Below are 19,927 nucleotides of genomic sequence, written 5' to 3'. Positions count from 1 at the left end.
GCAAATGAAACGATCTGCTTTCTTTATCTCCGATGGCACGGGCATAACTGCCGAAACCCTGGGCCAAAGTTTGTTGGCTCAATTCGAAAATGTGACCTTCAGCAAGTTCACGCGCCCTTATATAGACAGCGTGGACAAAGCGCGGGCAATGGTACAACAAATCGATATCGCCGCCGAAAAAGACGGTTATAGCCCGATAATTTTCGACACTATCGTCAATCAGGACATTCGCGAGATCCTCGCCACGTCCAATGGTTTCATGATCGACATCTTCTCCAGCTTCCTGGCCCCGCTGGAGCAGGCACTGGGTGAGCATTCCTCGTATTCGGTGGGCAAATCCCACTCCATTGGCCACAACTCCAACTACATGGAGCGTATCGAGGCGGTGAACTTCGCCCTCGACAACGACGACGGCGCCCGCACCCACAAATACGACAAGGCCGACCTGATTCTGGTGGGCGTGTCGCGCTGCGGCAAAACCCCTACATGCCTGTACATGGCCATGCAATTCGGTATCCGCGCGGCCAACTACCCGCTGACCGATGACGACATGGAAAGCCTCAAGCTGCCTGCGGCCCTGCGTGAACACAAACACAAGCTGTTCGGCCTGACGATCGATCCGGACCGTTTGACCGCCATTCGCAACGAACGTAAGCCCAACAGCCGCTACTCCAGTTTTGCCCAGTGCGAATTTGAAGTCCGAGAAGTCGAACGCCTGTTCCAGCGCGAAAACATCCCGCACATCAACTCCACGCATTTCTCGGTTGAAGAAATCTCGGCCAAGATCCTGGTCGAAAAAGGCGTGGAGCGCCGGTTCAAGTAAGTTCTGCATCAACCTGTAGTCGCTGCCGCAGGCTGCGATAAGGACCGCAGCGCCTTCGGCGGCCCTGAGCGCGCGACCGCTTCGCGCTCGATCGCAGCCTTCGGCAGCGACTACAAAACCCTAGATCACCAGTAAATCCACAAACTTGTTAACCGGCATTGCTTCCAGCGCTGCCTGATCCTTGCACAGCGCAAAAATCTCGGTACAACGCTGGCCTGCAAAGCGCGTCGCCAGATTGGCCTTGAACTTGTCTTCCAGTAACGGAATACCTTCTGCCCGACGCCGACGATGGCCAATCGGGTACTCCACCACCACGTGCCCGGTATGGGTGCCATCACTGAAAAACACCTGAATCCCATTGGCAATCGAGCGCTTGTCAGCCTCCAGGTATTCACGCGTGTAGCGCGGGTCTTCGACCACTACCATTTTTTCCCGTAACTGATCGATGATCGGGTTCGCGGCGTGGAAGTCATCTTCGTATTGCTCCGCTACCAGGTTGCCAAATGCCAGCGGCACTGCAGTCATGTATTGAATGCAGTGATCGCGATCAGCCGCGTTGGCCAATTTGCCTTGCTTGGAAATGATCCGAATCGCTGATTCATGGGTTGTAATCACAATTTTTTCGATTTCATGCAGCCGATCCTTGACCTGCGGATGCAGTGTCACTGCAGCTTCGCATGCGGTTTGCGCATGGAACTCAGCCGGAAAACTGATCTTGAACAGCACGTTTTCCATCACATAGGTGCCGTAAGGCTGACTCAGGCTGAACTCGCGCTGACCTTCGGGCTTGAGCGCCAGATCCTTGTTGGTATGGCTGAACAGCACATCATAAAAACCCCACTGCGGTGCCGTGAGTACGCCGGGAACGCCCATCTCGCCACGCAGCGCAATATCGGCAAGACGCACGCCACGGCTCGATGCATCCCCTGCCGCCCAGGACTTTCGCGACCCCGCATTCGGCGCATGACGATAAGTGCGCAGCGCCTGCCCATCCACAAAGGCGTGGGACAGCGCCGACAGCAACTGTTCGCGATTGGCGCCCATCAACTTGGCGCATACCGCTGTAGAAGCGACCTTGACCAGCAACACATGATCCAGCCCGACACGATTGAAGGAGTTTTCCAGGGCAATCACCCCCTGAATCTCGTGAGCCATGATCATGGCTTCCAGCACAGTCCGTACCGTCAGCGGCGCTTCACCCTGAGCAATACGCTTTTGCGACAGGTGATCGGCCACCGCCAGGATGCCGCCCAGATTGTCCGAAGGATGACCCCACTCAGCCGCCAGCCAGGTGTCGTTGTAATCCAGCCAACGCACGATGCAGCCGATGTCCCACGCTGCCTTGACCGGATCGAGACGATACGACGTACCCGGCACGCGAGCGCCAAACGGCACCACGGTGCCCTCGACGATGGGCCCCAGGTGCTTGGTGCATTCCGGAAAACGCAGCGCCAGCAGGCCGCAGCCCAGGGTGTCCATCAGGCAGTTACGCGCAGTATTCAGGGCTTCGGGGGAGGAGATGGTGTAGGTCAGGACGTAATCGGCAATGTCCTGCAAAACCCGGTCATAGTCGGGGCGGTTGTTGAGGTCGACGTTGGCGCTCATGGGGTGTCTCCAAAGAGTGGGTAGGTGTCGTGTTCCATCCTCAGGGTCAGGGTCGTTGCATGGCAGATCTGAATGCCTGCTCTGAAATACTGATGTCAGTCAGTGGGAGCGGGCAGGCCCGCCCCAACCGGGTTTAGAACGAGTCGCCCGGCACCCGCACCCAGCCTTCCATCAACACCCGCGCACTGCGGCTCATGATTGCTTTGGTCACGGTCCATTCGCCGTTGACCTGGCGCGCCTGCGCACCCACACGCAAGGTGCCCGAGGGATGGCCGAAACGCACGGCACTGCGCAATTCACCACCCGCCGCCAGATTGACCAGCGTGCCCGGAATCGCCGCCGCCGTACCAATGGCAACGGCTGCGGTTCCCATCATCGCGTGGTGCAATTTGCCCATCGACAAGGCCCGTACCAGCAAGTCCACATCCTGCGCAGCCACCGGCTTGCCACTGGACGACACATACGCCGCAGGCGGCGCAACGAAGGCGACCTTGGGCGTGTGCTGACGCTTGGCGGCGTCTTCAAGTGTGTCGATCAGTCCCATTCGCAATGCACCGTGGGCGCGGATGGTTTCGAACATGGCCAGGGCTTTTGGGTCACTGTTGATGTCGTTTTGCAGCTCCGCACCGGTGTAGCCAATGTCCCGTGCGTTAACAAAAATCGTCGGGATCCCGGCATTGATCATCGTCACGTTCAAGGTGCCAACGCCCGGTACTTCAAGGTCGTCCACCAGATTGCCGGTCGGGAACATCGAGCCGCCCGCCCCCTCTTCATCCGCTGCCGGATTGAGAAACTCCAGCTGAACTTCAGCCGCCGGAAAGGTCACGCCATCCAGCTCGAAATCGCCGGTTTCCTGCACGGCACCGTCGGTGATCGGCACATGGGCAATGATGGTCTTGCCGATATTGGCCTGCCAGATACGCACCACGGCCGTGCCGTTATCGGGAATGCGTGCCGTATCCACCAAGCCACTGCTGACGGCGAACGAACCCACGGCCGCCGACAGATTGCCGCAGTTGCCGCTCCAGTCCACAAATGGCTTGTCGATGGCGACCTGGCCGAACAGGTAATCCACGTCGTGATCGGCGTGCAGGCTTTTGCTCACGATCACGGTCTTGCTGGTGCTGGAGGTGGCAGCCCCCATGCCGTCGATCTGCTTTTCGTACGGGTCGGGGCTGCCGATCACTCGCAGCAGCAAGGCATCACGGGCTGCACCCGGCACCTGAGCCGCGGCAGGCAGGTCCAGGAGGCTGAAGAACACGCCCTTGCTGGTGCCGCCACGCATATAAGTCGCGGGAATTCTGATTTGCGCTGCATAGGCCATAACACACAGTCCTGTTGAGGCCGGGGCGCGTGACCCCGGCGCAGTGATCAAACGGTGGCTGATTCCAGGAAGTCCTGGGCAAAGCGCTGCAACACGCCACCCGCCTCATAGATCGAGACCTCTTCAGCGGTATCCAGGCGGCAGGTCACGGGGACTTCGACGCGCTCGCCATTTTTGCGGGTGATCACCAGTGTCAGGGTGGCTCGCGGGGTGCGCTCGCCGATCACATCGTAAATTTCACTGCCGTCGATCTGCAGGGTTTTACGGTTGGTACCCGGCATGAACTCCAGCGGCAATACACCCATACCCACCAGGTTGGTGCGGTGAATACGCTCAAAGCCTTCGGCAGCAATGGCCTCGACACCCGCCAGACGCACACCTTTGGCAGCCCAGTCGCGGGACGAGCCCTGGCCATAGTCGGCACCGGCGATGATGATCAGCGGCTGCTTGCGGTCCATGTAGGTCTCGATGGCTTCCCACATGCGCATCACTTGGCCTTCCGGCTCGAGACGGGTCAGCGACCCCTGTTTGACCTTGCCGTCCTCGATCACCATCTCGTTGAACAGTTTCGGGTTGGCGAAGGTTGCCCGCTGTGCCGTCAGGTGGTCGCCACGGTGAGTCGCATAGGAGTTGAAGTCGACTTCCGGCAAGCCCATTTTCGCCAGGTATTCACCCGCGGCGCTGTCGAGCATGATGGCGTTGGACGGCGACAAATGGTCAGTGGTGATGTTGTCCGGCAGCACCGCCAGCGGGCGCATGCCTTTGAGTGGACGCGCACCGGCCAACGCACCTTCCCAATAGGGCGGACGACGGATGTAAGTACTTTGCGGGCGCCAGTCATACAGCGGCTCGACTTTCGGGCCGGTGTCTTCATGAATGGCAAACATCGGAATGTAAACCTGACGGAACTGCTCGGGCTTGACCGCTGCCTTGACCACCGCGTCGATTTCTTCGTCGCTGGGCCAGATATCTTTCAGGCGGATTTCCTTGCCTTGGGCATCCAGGCCCAGCACATCTTTTTCGATATCAAAACGGATGGTTCCGGCAATCGCGTAGGCCACCACCAACGGCGGGGAGGCCAAAAACGCCTGTTTGGCGTAAGGGTGAATACGCCCGTCAAAATTGCGGTTACCCGACAGTACGGCAGTGGCGTACAGGTCGCGGTCGATGATTTCCTGCTGAATGGCAGGGTCCAGCGCACCGGACATGCCGTTGCAGGTCGTGCAGGCAAACGCCACGACGCCAAAGCCCAATTTTTCCAGTTCGTGAGTCAAACCGGCTTCATCGAGGTAAAGGGCAACGGTTTTGGAGCCCGGTGCCAGAGAGGTCTTGACCCACGGTTTGCGGCTCAAGCCGAGCTTGTTGGCGTTGCGCGCCATCAGCCCCGCCGCAATCACGTTGCGCGGGTTGCTGGTGTTGGTGCAACTGGTAATGGCCGCGATGATGACCGCACCGTCGGGCATTTGACCTGGTACTTCGTCCCACTGTCCGGCAATGCCCTTCGCGGCAAGGTCAGTGGTGGCCACACGGGCGTGAGGATTGCTCGGGCCAGCCATGTTGCGCACGACCGATGACAGGTCAAAGCTCAGGCTGCGCTCGTATTGCGCGCCCTTGAGGCTGTCTGCCCACAGGCCGCTGACCTTGGCGTAGTTCTCCACCAACTGCACTTGCTGGTCTTCACGGCCAGTCAGTTTGAGGTAGTCGATGGTTTGCTGGTCGATGTAGAACATCGCGGCCGTGGCGCCGTATTCCGGGGCCATGTTGGAGATCGTCGCGCGATCGCCCAGGGTGAGTGCCGCAGCGCCTTCGCCGAAGAACTCCAGCCAGGCACCCACTACTTTTTGCTTGCGCAGGAACTCGGTCAGCGCCAGCACCATATCGGTGGCGGTAATGCCCGGCTGCAGCTTGCCGGTCAGCTCCACGCCGACGATTTCCGGCAAACGCATCCACGACGCACGGCCAAGCATCACGCTTTCGGCTTCAAGGCCGCCCACACCGATGGCGATTACGCCCAGTGAATCCACATGAGGCGTGTGGCTGTCTGTGCCCACGCAGGTATCCGGGAATGCCACACCGTCGCGCACCTGGATCACCGGAGACATTTTCTCCAGGTTGATCTGGTGCATGATGCCGTTGCCCGGCGGGATCACATCGACGTTTTTGAACGCTTTTTTGGTCCACTCGATAAAGTGGAAACGGTCTTCGTTACGACGGTCCTCGATGGCGCGGTTCTTTTCGAACGCCTCGGGGTCGTAACCACCGCACTCGACAGCCAGCGAGTGGTCAACGATCAGCTGGGTCGGCACGACCGGATTGACCTGGGCCGGATCACCGCCCTGCAAGGCGATGGCGTCACGCAGGCCGGCAAGGTCAACCAGCGCGGTCTGGCCCAGAATGTCGTGGCACACCACACGTGCCGGGAACCATGGAAAGTCGAGATCGCGCTTGCGATCAATCAACTGGCTCAGCGATGCATTCAGGGTGGCAGGATCGCAGCGGCGAACCAGGTTTTCGGCCAGTACGCGAGAGGTATAAGGCAGTGTGTCGTAAGCACCGGGCTTGATCGCGTCGACTGCCTCACGGGTGTCGAAATAATCCAGCCGGGTGCCCGGTAGTGTTTTGCGAAATTCAGTATTCATTGGCGCAGGACTCGATCACGGTAGTTACAAAAGGGCAAAGGACTTATGTGGGAGCAGGCTTGCTCGCGATGCCGACGCTGGGTTTATCAGTCAAACCGCGTTGATTCCATCGCGGGCAAGCCCGCTCCCACCCTTCAGTCGGCTCTCTGCCTGCTTGATCAGCGACGCTCGATTGGCACGAACTTGCGCTGTTCTACGCCGATGTATTCGGCGCTCGGACGGATGATGCGGTTATTGGCACGCTGCTCGAACACATGCGCCGCCCAGCCGGTCAGGCGTGAGCAGACAAAGATCGGAGTGAACAGCTTGGTCGGGATTCCCATGAAGTGGTACGCCGAGGCATGGTAGAAATCGGCGTTGGGGAACAGCTTCTTTTGCTCCCACATGGTTTTGTCGATGGCTTCGGAGACCGGAAACAGCACGGTGTCGCCCACTTCGTCAGCCAGTTTTTTCGACCAGCCCTTGATCACTTCGTTACGCGGGTCGCTGTCTTTGTAGATCGCGTGGCCAAAGCCCATGATCTTGTCCTTGCGCGCCAGCATGCCGAGGGTGCCTTCGACCGCTTCTTGCGCCGAGCCGAAGCGCTCGATCATTTCCATCGCTGCTTCGTTTGCACCACCGTGCAACGGGCCGCGCAGCGAGCCGATGGCCGCCGTGATGCACGAATACAGGTCGGACAAGGTCGATGCGCACACCCGTGCGGTAAAGGTCGAAGCGTTGAATTCGTGCTCGGCATAGAGAATCAGCGACACGTTCATCACTTTGACGTGCAACTCGCTCGGTTTCTTGTCGTGCAGCAAGTGCAGGAAGTGGCCGCCGATGGACTCTTCGTCGGTTACGCAGTTGATGCGCTTGCCGTCGTGGCTGAAGCGGTACCAGTAGCACATGATCGCCGGGAAGGCTGCCAGCAGACGGTCGGTCTTGTCGTGCTGCTCGGAAAAGTCCTTCTCCGGCTCGATATTGCCCAGGAAAGAGCAACCGGTGCGCATCACGTCCATCGGGTGGGCGTCGGCAGGGATGCGTTCCAGCACCTCTTTCAATGCCTGAGGCAAATCACGCAGCTTTTGCAGCTTGGCCGTATAGGCAGCCAGCTCGGTTTGGCTTGGCAGTTCGCCGTACAGCAGCAGGTAAGCCACTTCTTCGAAGCGGGCATCGGCTGCCAGTTCACGTACGTCATAACCACGATAAGTGAGGCCCGCACCTTCTTGACCTACGGTGGACAGGGCTGTTTGCCCGGCAACCTGGCCGCGTAATCCGGCACCACTCAATACTTTTGCTTCGGCCATTGCGCTCTCCAATCTTGAATTTGTTAGGGATTCGGCAAGTTCTTTATTCAATGTACAGGTGGGAGCGGGCTTGCTCGCGATTCAGGCAACACGGTTTGCCTGAATCATTGCGCTGACCCTGTCGCGAGCAAGCCCGCTCCCACAGGATCACAGCGTCTTGTTATTTCTTTGAGGCAAACAACGCATCGAGCTTCTGTTCGAACTCGTGATAGTTGATGGCGTCGTATAGCTCCATGCGGGTTTGCATGGTGTCGATCACGTTTTGCTGGGTACCGTCGCGGCGGATGGCGGTGTAGACGTTTTCTGCCGCCTTGTTCATCGCCCGGAATGCCGACAGCGGGTACAGCACCAGCGAGACATCAGCGCCAGCCAACTGCTCTGTGGTGTACAGCGGTGTCGCGCCGAACTCGGTGATGTTGGCCAGAATCGGCGCCTTCACCCGGTTGGCGAACAGCTTGTACATGTCCAGTTCGGTGATGGCTTCGGGGAACACCATGTCCGCGCCCGCTTCAACGCAGGCCGCTGCACGCTCCAGGGCAGACTCCAGACCTTCAACGGCCAGTGCATCGGTGCGCGCCATGATCACAAAGCTGTCATCAGTGCGGGCATCGACGGCGGCCTTGATACGGTCGACCATCTCTTGCAGCGAGACGATTTCCTTGTTTGGACGATGGCCGCAACGCTTGGCGCCAACCTGGTCTTCGATATGAATCGCCGCCGCGCCAAACTTGATCATCGACTTCACGGTGCGCGACACGTTGAAGAATGAGGAGCCGAAACCGGTGTCCACATCCACCAGCAGCGGCAGGTCGCATACATCGGTAATGCGGCGAACATCGGTCAATACATCGTCCAGGCCGGTAATACCCAGGTCCGGCACGCCCAAGGACCCGGCAGCGACGCCGCCACCCGACAGGTAGATCGCCTTGAAGCCGGCACGCTTGGCCAGCAACGCGTGGTTGGCATTGATTGCGCCCACCACTTGCAAGGGATGTTCGCTGGCGACTGCATCACGGAAACGCTGGCCTGGACTGTTCTTATTGCTCATGACTCACCTCGTGGAGTGGCTGTCTGCTGGGCGTCGTCTTGGTAGTGACGCGCAATATTGCGTTTCGAGGCGCCGATATGTCGGCGCATCAACAACTCGGCCAGTTCGCCGTCGCGATCGGCAATGGCATCGAGAATGCGGTGATGCTCGGCAAACGCCTGATGCGGGCGATTGGGCGTCGTTGAAAACTGGATGCGGTACATGCGCACCAATTGATACAACTCGCCGCAGAGCATTTGCGTCAGGGTGCGGTTGCCGCTGCCCTGAATGATCTTGTAATGAAAATCGAAGTCGCCTTCCTGCTGGTAGTAGCCGACACCCGCCTGAAACGCTTCATCGCGCTCATGGGTTTCGAGCACCCGGCGCAAGTCGGCGATTTCTTCATCGCTCATGCGCTCGGCGGCCAGTCGACAGGCCATGCCTTCAAGGGACTCGCGAATTTCGTAGAGTTCGATCAGCTCGGCGTGGCTCAGCGACACGACCCGCGCACCTACATGGGGGATGCGTACCAGCAAACGCTGGCCTTCAAGACGATGAATGGCTTCACGTAATGGCCCACGGCTGATGCCGTAGGTGCGTGCCAGTTCAGGCTCGGAGATCTTGCTGCCCGGGGCGATCTCGCCTTTGACAATAGCCGCCTGAATACGCCGAAACACGTTCTCGGAGAGGGTTTCCGAGTCGTCTTGGGTGATCGGGACAGGTTCCAGTGCTTGCAGCATATTGTCGACACCTTGCAAATCAATAGCGCCAAAATTAGCCATTTAGCCGCAAGGAGTCAAAGAATAAATAGATATTGTCGACAATCGTCTAATACGACCTTGGTTTAATCGACAGGACTTGCCCCCGGTTCAAAGCACCCCGGCGCTGGCGCCATAAAACCATCATGTTAGAATGCCGACCGCATCAGCCCTGCCCCCATCCACCGGGCAGCCGCACGAGGAAACTTGCTCTGTACTGCCAGTGCCTTGAACTGAAGATTGCAAGAGACGTGCCCCGATTTATGAAATTTCCCACCATCTACATCCTCGCTTGCCTGCTGTGCGTACCGGGCTTGAGCCTTGGCGCCGAAAAAACAGTGTACGGCCTCAATGAATACGCCGAACTCGCAGGCATCAACTTGCAGGTGGCTGCCAAACTCGACACCGGCGCCAAGACCGCGTCTCTCAGCGCACGGGACATCAAGCGTTTCAAGCGTGACGGAGAGAGCTGGGTACGCTTTTACCTGGCCATCGATGATGCTCACTCGCACCCCATCGAACGCCCGCTGGCCCGGGTCAGCAAGATCAAGCGCCGCTCTGGCGACTACGACCCGCAGGCCGACAAGAACTACACCTCACGCCCGGTCATTTCCCTGGAAATCTGCATGGGCAAGGCTTTACGCACCATCGAAGTGAACTTGACCGATAGAAGTGCGTTCCAATACCCGCTGCTGATCGGCTCCGAAGCGTTGAAACGCTTTGATGCGCTGGTTGACCCAAGTCTTAAATATGCTGCTGGCAAACCTGCCTGCGCCGCTAACGCTCAAACCGCAGAGTAATTGAAATGCGCGCTCTTACCCTTCACCTGAAAATCTTGATCACCATCCTTGTGGTGCTGGGCATTTCGATTACGGCCTACCAGATTTTTGCCCTCGGCATTCCTGTGACCGAGGATGCTACGGATGACCTCTGGAACATCGACGCCAAGGTCGAATTCGTTGCCAGCTCCAAGGACCCGGTCAAGATCCAGATGTTCGTACCGCCGCTGAACCGCGACTACGTCAGCCTCAACGAGAGTTTCATCTCCAACAACTACGGGGTGAGCGTCAACCGGGTTGATGGCAACCGCAAAGTTACCTGGTCCGCACGCCGGGTCAGTGGCAAGCAGACCCTCTACTATCGCCTGGTGCTGACCAAGCGTTACTCGGGCGACAAGACCAAGATCAAAGGGCCGGTATTCCGCGACAGCATTGCCGTGGAAGGCCCGGAAAAAATCGCTGCCGAAGCATTGCTCGCACCGATCCGCCAGCACTCTGCCGATGTCGAAACCTTTATCAGCGAGACCATCAAGCGCGTCAGCAACCCCAATGATGACAATGTAAAGCTGCTGCTGGCTGGCGATCCGTCGACCGCACACAAGGCTCAGGTCATCGAGTTGCTGCTGTCGATTGCCCACGTACCGATGGAAAAGGTTCACACCATCCGCCTGGTGGCCGATCAGCCGCAAAACCCGGAATTGTGGCTGCGCAGCTTTAACGGCAACGACTGGCTGTACTTCAACCCCGAGACCGGCGAGCAAGGCCTGCCGAATGACCGCCTGTTGTGGTGGATCGGTGACGAGCCGATGGTCACGGTCGATGGCGGTAAAAAACCCAACGTCACCTTCAGCCTGAACAACAGCGAAATGAACGCCATTCGCCTGGCCAAGCTGACAGACGAAAACACCGACGCCAACTTCCTTGAGTACTCGCTCTACGGCTTGCCGCTGCAGACCCAGCAAACCTTCATGATCATGGTGATGATCCCGATTGGCGTGCTGGTGATCCTGATTCTGCGCAACCTGATCGGCCTGCAAACCCTGGGTACATTTACCCCGGTACTGATCGCCCTAGCCTTCCGCGAAACCCAGCTGGGCTTCGGGATCATCCTGTTTACAGTGATCACCGCACTCGGGCTGACGCTGCGTTCCTACCTTGAACACTTGAAACTGCAAATGCTGCCGCGCCTGTCAGTGGTGCTGACGTTCGTGGTGATATTGATCGCAGCCATCAGCCTGTTCAGCCACAAGCTGGGCCTGGAGCGCGGACTTTCCGTGGCACTGTTCCCGATGGTGATTCTGACAATGACCATCGAGCGCCTGTCGATCACATGGGAAGAACGAGGGGGCGGGCATGCGATGAAAGTCGCAATCGGCACACTGTTCGCCGCCACACTGGCGTACCTGGTGATGAGCATTCCGGAACTGGTCTACTTCGTGTTTACCTTCCCGGCAGTCCTGCTGATCATGGTTGGCTTTATGCTGGCAATGGGTCGCTATCGCGGCTACCGCCTGACCGAGCTGGTGCGTTTCAAAGCGTTCTTGAAGGCTGACTCCTGATGTTCGGCTTCTGGAAGACCTGGAAGGCCCTGGAAGCCAAGGGCATCATGGGCATCAATCGGCGCAATGCGGACTACGTACTCAAGTACAACAAACGCAGCCTGTACCCGATTGTGGATGACAAGATCATCACCAAGGAACGCGCCATCAAAGCGGGCATTCACGTGCCCGAAATGTACGGCGTGATTTCCACCGAGAAAGAAATCGACAAGCTCGATGAAATCATCGGTGATCGCAGCGACTTCGTGATCAAGCCTGCACAAGGTGCGGGCGGTGATGGCATTCTGGTGATCGCCGATCGTTTCGAAGACCGTTTTCGTACGGTCTCGGGCAAGATCATCAGCCATGAAGAAATCGAGCATCAGATCTCCAGCATCCTGACCGGCCTCTACTCCCTGGGCGGCCACCGTGACCGGGCGCTGATCGAGTACCGTGTTACGCCGGACCAGATCTTCAAAAGCATCAGCTACGAAGGTGTGCCGGATATCCGCATCATCGTACTGATGGGCTATCCGGTGATGGCCATGCTGCGTTTGCCGACCCGTCAATCGGGCGGCAAGGCCAACCTGCACCAGGGCGCCATCGGTGTGGGCGTGGATCTGGCCACTGGCCTGACCCTGCGCGGTACCTGGCTGAACAACATCATCAGCAAACACCCCGACACCACCAATGCGGTGGATGGCGTGCAACTGCCCAACTGGGACGGTTTCATGAAACTGGCGGCCGGATGTTACGAGCTGTGCGGCCTGGGATACATCGGTGTCGACATGGTGCTTGACCAGGACAAAGGCCCGCTGATTCTGGAGCTCAACGCCCGCCCGGGCCTGAATATCCAGATCGCCAACGACTGTGGCCTGACCCTGCGTACCCATGCGGTCGAGGCTCGTCTAGAAGAGCTGGCAGCCAAAGGCATCAAGGAAACCCCGGAAGAGCGCGTGCGCTTTGCCCAGGAACTGTTCGGGCATATTCACCAGCCCGAATAAGCGTTTCAAAACCTGTGGGAGCGGGCTTGCTCGCGATGCTATCAACTCGGTTTGCCTGACAGACCGCATCGACGCCATCGCGAACAAGCCCGCTCCCACAGTTCCCACAAGCCACATAGATTTGCAGTCCTGCACAGGACTACAATCGGCACCTCGCTCCGATGGCTGATTTGCTTCGCATGTTGACCTGTTCTGTACACCCGCTGCCCTATCTCGCCAATCCCGCTGACTATTTCGCGGTGATTCGTCATGCGCCTGGCGCCGTACTGCTCGACAGTGGCCGCCCCACCGCAGACCGCGGACGCTACGACCTGATGAGTGCCCGGCCACAGGCAGAACTGACCCTGCAACCCGGCGAATCAGGGCGCGCTTTCTTACAGCGCCTGCGTGACAACCTCACGCAAATGGGCAATGCCACACTCCCGCCCGAATACGACCTGCCTTTTGCCGGCGGGTTAATCGGCTACTTGAGCTACGACTTTGGCCGACAGCTCGAACAGCTGCCCGCCCACGCCCTTGACGACCTGAACCTGCCAGATGCGCGACTGGGCCTGTATACCTGGGCACTGATCAGCGACCATCAGGCATCCACCAGCCAACTGGTGTTTCACCCAGGCTGCGAGCCTCTGGAGCGTGAACATCTGATCCAGCTGTTCTCTCAGCCCGCAGCGTTACACAACGGCCCGTTTTCGCTCAAAACACCGATGCAGCCTGACATCAGCGCCAGCCAGTACGAGCAGGCCCTGGCCCGCATCCATCGCTACATTCAGGCCGGCGACTGTTACCAGGTCAATTACACCCAACGTTTCAGCGCCCAGTGCGAGGGCGATGCCTGGACCGCCTATTGCGCTTTGCGCGCTGCCTGCCCAACGCCTTTTTCCGGGTTTGCGAGCCTGCCTGACGGCAACGCCATTTTGAGCCTGTCCCCCGAACGCTTTGTACGTGTCAGCCACAATCATGTGGAAACGCGCCCGATCAAAGGCACCCGCCCACGGGGCAAAGACAGCGCCGAAGATGCTGCGAACGCCGCCGAACTGCTCGCCAGCCCCAAGGATCGCGCAGAAAACCTGATGATCGTCGACCTGTTGCGCAATGACCTGGGGCGCACGTGCCGTACCGGTTCAGTGAGCGTGCCGCAGCTGTTTACCCTCGAAAGCTATCCCAATGTCCACCACCTGGTGAGCAGCGTCATCGGCGAGCTGGCTGACGGCAAAGACGCCCTGGACCTGATCGGCGACAGCTTCCCGGGCGGCTCGATTACCGGGGCCCCGAAGATCCGCGCGATGCAAATCATCGATGAGCTGGAACCTACGCGCCGGAGCATTTACTGCGGCTCACTGCTGTACCTCGATGTGCGCGGAGAAATGGACAGCTCCATCGCAATCCGCAGCCTGCTGATCAAGGACGGACGGGTCAGCTGCTGGGGCGGCGGCGGAGTCGTTGCCGACTCCGACTGGCAGGACGAGTACCAGGAATCCATCACCAAAGTGAAGGTACTGCTCGATACGCTGCGAACCCTGTAGCCCGCGCTTTTTGCTAAGATCGCGTCACTAGAGAGCGCCAAGCGCCATTTACTGTAGGAAGCCGCCTGATGAGCCATCCGTTCGACGTCGCTGAACTCGCCGCGACATACGCCAGCAAGTCCCCGCAAGACATACTCAAACTCGCCTTCGAACACTTTGGCGACGAACTCTGGATTTCCTTCAGCGGCGCCGAAGACGTGGTGCTGGTGGACATGGCCTGGAAACTCAACAAGAACGTCAAGGTTTTCAGCCTCGACACCGGCCGCCTGCACCCCGAGACCTACCGGTTCATCGAGCAAGTGCGCGATCACTACAAGATTCAGATCGAGCTGATCTCGCCGGATCAAACCAGGCTTGAACCGTTCGTGAAGGAAAAAGGCCTGTTCAGCTTCTATAAGGACGGGCATGGCGAATGCTGTGGCGTGCGCAAAATCGAGCCGTTGCGCCGCAAACTGTCGACAGTCACAGCCTGGGCGACCGGCCAGCGCCGCGACCAGAGCCCGGGTACCCGCAGCCAGGTCGCAGCACTGGAAATCGACGGCGCGTTCTCGACGCCGGAACGCACCCTGTACAAGTTCAACCCGCTGGCACAGATGACCAGCGAAGAGGTCTGGGGCTATATCCGCATGCTGGAACTGCCATACAACAGCCTGCATGAGCGCGGTTTTATCAGCATCGGCTGCGAACCCTGCACCCGTCCGGTCCTGCCCAACCAGCACGAGCGCGAAGGCCGCTGGTGGTGGGAAGAAGCCACGCAGAAAGAATGCGGGCTGCATGCCGGCAATTTGATCGCCAAGAATTGATCCGCTTCCCGTAGTCGCTGCCGAAGGCTGCGAGCTTTTGATTGGGTGATTGAGTCAAAAGCTCGCAGCCTGCGGCAGCGACTACATCTTCTGCCGTCCACCTTGCGTTTACCCCAGACTTTCGTTAAGAATTGGTAATTATTCTCAATAACGTTTGGGCAAAGTCCTATGTCTTCGGGTGAACCCCCTTACCAGGCAACTATTACCGAGCTGTACTGCGAACATCACGGCTGGCTGTTTGGCTGGCTGCGCAGAAAGCTTGGTTGCGCGCACAATGCGGCGGATCTGGCACAGGACACCTTCAGCCGAATTCTCAATGCCCGCGAGTCGGTGGCGACCCTGCGTGAGCCCCGCGCCTTCTTGAGCACTACGGCACGCCGACTGATCATCGATCAAGTGCGCCGCAAACAAATAGAGAACGCCTACCTCCAGGAGCTGGCCCTTACGGCAGAAACACTCGAGAACTTTCAGTCACCCGAGCAGATCCTTGCCACCCTGGAAGCCCTCGAGCAGATAGCGTTTATCCTTGAGGGCATGCAAGACAAGGCGCGCCAGGCGTTTGTGCTGTATTACCTGGACGGCCTGACCCAGTGTGAGATTGCCCGACAACTGGGGTTATCTGATCGTACGGTGCGCAAGTATCTGATCCAGGCCCTGCTGCACTGCAGTCACAGCCTGGATACCTGAAACCGCCATGCCAGAGCCGCGCCAGACGATAGACGAGCAAGCCGCCGAATGGATTTTGCGCCTGCACGAAGAAGGCTTCAGTGAATCGCTGCGCCTGGAGTTCGAGCGCTGGAAGCAACAAAGCCCGAAACACGCTGGCGCCGCCCTGCGCATGCAGGATGTGATCAACCGCCTGCAGTCCTTGCGCGAACACTCGGCTCCGGCAAAAGCGGCCCTCAACGCAGGGTTCAACCGGCGCAAACCTGCAACCCAACGCAAGCAGGTCCTGCGCGCACTGCTGATTGCCGGCTGCCTGGCAGTCCCCGTCACGCTGGTCATGAAAAGCCCTTATCCCGAACAATGGATGGCCGATATCAGCACCGGCCCCAACGACTGGAAGACCCAGCGCCTTGCCGACAACTCGACCCTTACCCTCAGCGGCACCAGCGCGGTCAACGTGCATTTCGATGGTCAAGAGCGGCGTATTGAATTGCTGCAGGGTGAAGTACTGGTCGACGTTGCGCACGACAGCGCCCGCCCCTTTTTCGTACAGACGGCTCAAGGCAGCATGCGCGCACTGGGCACCCGCTTCGTGGTCAAACGCCAGGGTGATACCACCGTCTTGAGCATGTTGCAGTCGAGAGTCGCAGCGCAGAGCGCAAACGAGCAGCAAACCCTGGAAGTGGGTGCCGGTTCCCGGGCATTGATTCGCAGCGACTCGGTCGAGCTCTCGGGAACGGTCTCTGCCGCGAGCATCAATCAAGCCTGGGAGCGCCATCAACTGGTGGTTGAAAACCAGCCCCTGCCCCAGGTTCTTGACGAAATTTCCCGCCATCGACGGGGCCATCTCCAGTTTGATCGCAAGGCCCTGGCCAGCTTGCGCGTTTCGGCCGTGCTGCCTCTGGACGATACCGACCAGGCACTGCAACTGATCGCCGAAACCCTGCCCCTGCAGATAAAGACCTATACCCCGTGGCTCATTGTGATCAGCCAGCTGCAGCCGCCTAAAAAATAATAATTCCCATTCGTTCCGCTTTTTCCGAGTCAGCCGTCAAGGTAGGTACAACGACTCATAAAGGACTGCGCTTTCCATGCTGACTTCCTCCAACCTGCGCGGGCGCTTTGGCCCGCGTACCTGCACGCCGCTGGCCCTGGCAATTCACTTGATTGTCGCCTCGGCGACCGGAGTGCTCTGCACCTCGACCGCTCAGGCACAATCGGCGGCCGTGCAAACCTATGACATTCCAGCCGGCCCACTGAGCAACGCGCTCAATCGCTTCGCGCAACAGGCCGGTGTGGCAATCATTTTTCAGTCAAGCAACCTGGAAGGCCTGTCGACTCCCGGCCTGCATGGCGCCTACAACGAACAAAGCGGATTCGAAGCATTGTTGCGTGGCAGCGGCTACACCGCGGTTAAAAGCGCCAATGGCTATATGCTCGACGCTCTACCGGCTGCAGGCGGCTCGCTGGAGTTGGGCGCCACACAGGTCAGCGCCAATCAGCTGGGCACTATTACCGAAGGTTCCGGTTCCTACACCCCAGGCTCCATCGCCACCGCAACACGCATGGTGCTGACACCGCGAGAAACACCGCAGTCGATTTCCGTGGTGACGCGCCAGGCAATGGACGACTTTGGCCTCAACTCGATCGATGATGTGATGCGCCACACCCCCGGCATCACCGTGGCCACCTACGACAGTGATCGCACCAGCTATTACTCCCGCGGTTTTGCGATCAAGAACTTTCAATACGATGGCATCCCGATTCTGCAAGACCCGCAATATTCAGCCGGGCACACCCTGACCGACACCGCGATCTATGACCGGGTCGAGATCCTCAAGGGGGCAACCGGACTGCTCACTGGCGCTGGAGGGCCGGGCGGCACGATCAATATGGTGCGCAAAAAACCCACCCGGGAATTCAAGGCACACATCGACGTAGGCGCTGGCTCCTGGAACAACTACCGCTCCGAGATCGATGTCAGCGGCCCTTTGACCGAGAGCGGCAATGTCCGTGGCCGGGCTGTGGCGGCCTATCAGGACAAACACTCGCTCATGGACCATTACAAGCGCGACAGCGAGGTCTACTACGGGATTCTTGAGGTAGATCTGAGCCCTGACACCTTACTGACCCTTGGCGCCGACTATCAGGACAACAACCCAAAAGGCTCGAGCTGGTCGGGCAGCGCATCGCTGTTCAACTCCAAAGGGGATCGCATCAGCACCCCACGCTCGTTCAACAACGGCACCAAATGGAGCAGCTGGAAGCAGTACACCCGCACCGTGTTCTCGACCCTGGAGCACAATTTCGACAATGGCTGGGTCGTCAAAGGTCAGTACAACCACCAGATCAACGGCTATAACGCTCCACTGGGCGCACTGCTCGACCCGGACGCCACCACCGGCCTGGCGCCGATCCTTGCGCGCAAGTACACCGGCGAATACGTCAGCGACAGCGGCGACCTCTTTGCCACCGGCCCTTTCAGCCTGCTGGGGCGCGAGCACGAACTGGTGGTCGGCGGCTCGGTATCCAGATCCCATTGGACCGGCAAGGATTACACCAATGCCAACATGGGCAACAACGCCTACGACTACTACAACTGGAAAGGCGACGCGCCTGAACCGGACTGGCGCAACGTGACTTCATACAATGATGAAACCACGCGCCAGGTCGGCACCTACATGACCGGCCGCTTCAGCCTGGCCGACGACTTGAAGCTGATGCTGGGCACCCGCGTGGCCAACTACACACTGACCGGTACCAGCCACGCCAAAGACACTGGCAAAGTGCTTCCATATGCCGCCTTGATCTACGACATCAACGACACTATTTCTGCCTACACAAGCTATACAGAAATCTTCTTGCCACAGTCGTACTACCGCAATCGCGACAACAAGATGCTTGAACCCGATGAAGGCACCAACTACGAGCTGGGGCTGAAAGGCGAATTCTTTGATGGCCGCCTGAACTCAAGCCTCGCGTATTTCGAAGTGCATCAGGACAACCGCCCTGAAGCAGATACGGCCTACAACGGCAATCCAACCAACCCGGACATTGACTACGCCTATAAAGGCATCAAAGCCACGACCAAGGGTTACGAAGCAGAAATCTCCGGGGAGCTGATGCCGGGCTGGCAGTTGCAGGCGGGCTACACACACAAGGTGGTGCGTGACCAGAGCGGGAAAAAGGTTTCGACATGGGAGCCTGAGGACCAGATCAACCTGTACACCAGCTACAAGCTGACCGGTGATCTCGACAAATTGACCCTGGGCGGCGGCGTTCGGTGGCAAAGCACGGGCTGGCAGGTGCTGACCAACTGGAACAAAGGCGGCGTCGAGGAAAAGTTTTCCCAGGATCCGTACTGGCTGGTTGATTTGATGGCGCGCTATCAGATTTCAAAAAATCTTTCGACTACCGTCAACCTCAACAACGTGTTCGACAAGGCGTATTACACCAACATCGGTTTTTACAACTCGTCGTACTACGGAGACCCGCGCAACGTCATGGTGACAACGCGCTGGGATTTCTAAGAGGGCAAATGCAATTTTCGTAGCAGCTGCCGTAGGAACGAGGCTGCTGCTACGGGTTTTTGACCTTCAACAAAAACACACACGCACAAAAAAGCCTGCACTAGGCAGGCTTCTTGCTGATCACAAGCGTTCAAGGGGCTTGTGTTCAAAATATGGCGCAGCGGACGGGACTCGAACCCGCGACCCCCGGCGTGACAGGCCGGTATTCTAACCGACTGAACTACCGCTGCGCGTAACATTGAAAGTAAGTGGTGGGTGATGACGGGATCGAACCGCCGACCCTCTGCTTGTAAGGCAGATGCTCTCCCAGCTGAGCTAATCACCCTTTACTTCACTTTCGTTGCGGGGCGCATTCTCTCACACTTTTTGTGTAAGTGGTTGTTTTTATTCAAGTTTTTTTCAAAACCCGGTAAAAACTTCCGTTTCCAACGCCCTGCATCTTTGATTTTGCAGCGAACTGCAAAATCGAAGCCTTTCAGGAAAGCCTGCATTCAGCGAGCTTACCCAACCACAAGCGTTCAAGGGGCTTGTGGTACAAAAAATGGCGCAGCGGACGGGACTCGAACCCGCGACCCCCGGCGTGACAGGCCGGTATTCTAACCGACTGAACTACCGCTGCGCG

15 protein-coding genes and 3 tRNA genes are annotated in these 19,927 nt (G+C 58.5%); 9 read left to right on the top strand and 9 right to left on the bottom strand.

Annotated features, from left to right (window positions below):
* Window positions 1–4: 4 nt before the first annotated feature.
* Entirely contained in the window at window positions 5–823 is an 819-nt protein-coding gene (gene ppsR / locus AACY07_RS05740) for a posphoenolpyruvate synthetase regulatory kinase/phosphorylase PpsR (protein ID WP_133075707.1), read from the top strand.
* Window positions 824–943: 120 nt separating this feature from the next.
* Here ppsR and prpD read toward each other — a convergent pair whose 3' ends face one another.
* The 6 genes from prpD to AACY07_RS05710 all read right to left on the bottom strand — a co-directional run bounded on the left by prpD (window position 944) and on the right by AACY07_RS05710 (window position 9,444).
* The gene (gene prpD / locus AACY07_RS05735; RefSeq protein WP_339473836.1) at window positions 944–2,428 is read right to left on the bottom strand and encodes a 2-methylcitrate dehydratase; all 1,485 of its coding nucleotides are present in this window, start codon (window positions 2,426–2,428) and stop codon (window positions 944–946) included.
* A 133-nt stretch (window positions 2,429–2,561) separates the two neighbouring features.
* A complete protein-coding gene (gene prpF / locus AACY07_RS05730) occupies window positions 2,562–3,752 on the bottom strand; it encodes a 2-methylaconitate cis-trans isomerase PrpF (RefSeq protein ID WP_339473834.1) in 1,191 nt (396 codons plus the stop codon).
* Window positions 3,753–3,799: 47 nt separating this feature from the next.
* Window positions 3,800–6,391: a Fe/S-dependent 2-methylisocitrate dehydratase AcnD gene (gene acnD / locus AACY07_RS05725; RefSeq protein ID WP_339473832.1), complete on the bottom strand. Its 2,592-nt coding sequence runs from the start codon at window positions 6,389–6,391 to the stop codon at window positions 3,800–3,802.
* Window positions 6,392–6,549: 158 nt separating this feature from the next.
* A complete protein-coding gene (prpC, locus tag AACY07_RS05720) occupies window positions 6,550–7,677 on the bottom strand; it encodes a bifunctional 2-methylcitrate synthase/citrate synthase (RefSeq protein WP_326425647.1) in 1,128 nt (375 codons plus the stop codon).
* Window positions 7,678–7,837: 160 nt separating this feature from the next.
* On the bottom strand, window positions 7,838–8,725 hold the full coding sequence (gene prpB, locus AACY07_RS05715; protein WP_133075712.1) for a methylisocitrate lyase: 888 nt from the start codon (window positions 8,723–8,725) through the stop codon (window positions 7,838–7,840).
* Window positions 8,722–9,444, bottom strand: a complete 723-nt coding sequence (locus AACY07_RS05710; protein ID WP_339473829.1) for a GntR family transcriptional regulator — start codon at window positions 9,442–9,444, stop codon at window positions 8,722–8,724. The genes prpB and AACY07_RS05710 overlap by 4 nt, the downstream gene beginning before the upstream one ends.
* A 281-nt stretch (window positions 9,445–9,725) precedes the next feature.
* Between AACY07_RS05710 and rloA the strand changes: the two genes are divergently transcribed.
* The 8 genes from rloA (at window position 9,726) to AACY07_RS05670 (ending at window position 19,305) form a co-directional block, all read left to right on the top strand.
* Entirely contained in the window at window positions 9,726–10,262 is a 537-nt protein-coding gene (rloA, locus tag AACY07_RS05705) for a retropepsin-like aspartic peptidase RloA (RefSeq protein ID WP_133075714.1), read from the top strand.
* A 5-nt stretch (window positions 10,263–10,267) separates the two neighbouring features.
* On the top strand, window positions 10,268–11,800 hold the full coding sequence (gene rloB, locus AACY07_RS05700) for an osmotic stress tolerance membrane protein RloB (RefSeq protein WP_133075715.1): 1,533 nt from the start codon (window positions 10,268–10,270) through the stop codon (window positions 11,798–11,800).
* The gene (locus tag AACY07_RS05695; protein ID WP_339473826.1) at window positions 11,800–12,783 is read left to right on the top strand and encodes an alpha-L-glutamate ligase-like protein; all 984 of its coding nucleotides are present in this window, start codon (window positions 11,800–11,802) and stop codon (window positions 12,781–12,783) included. Before rloB ends, AACY07_RS05695 begins: the two co-directional genes overlap by 1 nt.
* Window positions 12,784–12,962: 179 nt before the next feature.
* Window positions 12,963–14,306 carry an aminodeoxychorismate synthase component I gene (gene pabB, locus AACY07_RS05690; protein WP_339473825.1) on the top strand — a complete coding sequence of 448 codons (1,344 nt, stop codon included), beginning with the start codon at window positions 12,963–12,965 and terminating at the stop codon, window positions 14,304–14,306.
* A 68-nt stretch (window positions 14,307–14,374) separates the two neighbouring features.
* Window positions 14,375–15,109: a phosphoadenylyl-sulfate reductase gene (locus AACY07_RS05685; protein ID WP_339473824.1), complete on the top strand. Its 735-nt coding sequence runs from the start codon at window positions 14,375–14,377 to the stop codon at window positions 15,107–15,109.
* Window positions 15,110–15,277: 168 nt separating this feature from the next.
* On the top strand, window positions 15,278–15,796 hold the full coding sequence (locus AACY07_RS05680) for a sigma-70 family RNA polymerase sigma factor (RefSeq protein WP_339473823.1): 519 nt from the start codon (window positions 15,278–15,280) through the stop codon (window positions 15,794–15,796).
* Window positions 15,797–15,803: 7 nt separating this feature from the next.
* The gene (locus AACY07_RS05675; RefSeq protein ID WP_339473822.1) at window positions 15,804–16,790 is read left to right on the top strand and encodes a FecR family protein; all 987 of its coding nucleotides are present in this window, start codon (window positions 15,804–15,806) and stop codon (window positions 16,788–16,790) included.
* A 76-nt stretch (window positions 16,791–16,866) separates the two neighbouring features.
* Window positions 16,867–19,305: a TonB-dependent siderophore receptor gene (locus tag AACY07_RS05670; protein WP_339473820.1), complete on the top strand. Its 2,439-nt coding sequence runs from the start codon at window positions 16,867–16,869 to the stop codon at window positions 19,303–19,305.
* 153 nt (window positions 19,306–19,458) lie between these two features.
* Here AACY07_RS05670 and AACY07_RS05665 read toward each other — a convergent pair.
* The 3 genes from AACY07_RS05665 to AACY07_RS05655 form a co-directional block, all read right to left on the bottom strand.
* Window positions 19,459–19,535 (bottom strand) — tRNA-Asp (locus AACY07_RS05665).
* 19 nt (window positions 19,536–19,554) lie between these two features.
* Window positions 19,555–19,630 (bottom strand) — tRNA-Val (locus AACY07_RS05660).
* A gap of 217 nt (window positions 19,631–19,847) precedes the next feature.
* A tRNA-Asp gene (locus AACY07_RS05655) sits at window positions 19,848–19,924 on the bottom strand.
* Window positions 19,925–19,927: the final 3 nt, after the last annotated feature.

Origin of the sequence: Pseudomonas sp. RL_5y_Pfl2_69, from assembly GCF_963970465.1 — a bacterium.
Lineage (GTDB): Bacteria > Pseudomonadota > Gammaproteobacteria > Pseudomonadales > Pseudomonadaceae > Aquipseudomonas.
This window is presented reverse-complemented; position numbering and strand designations above follow the sequence as displayed.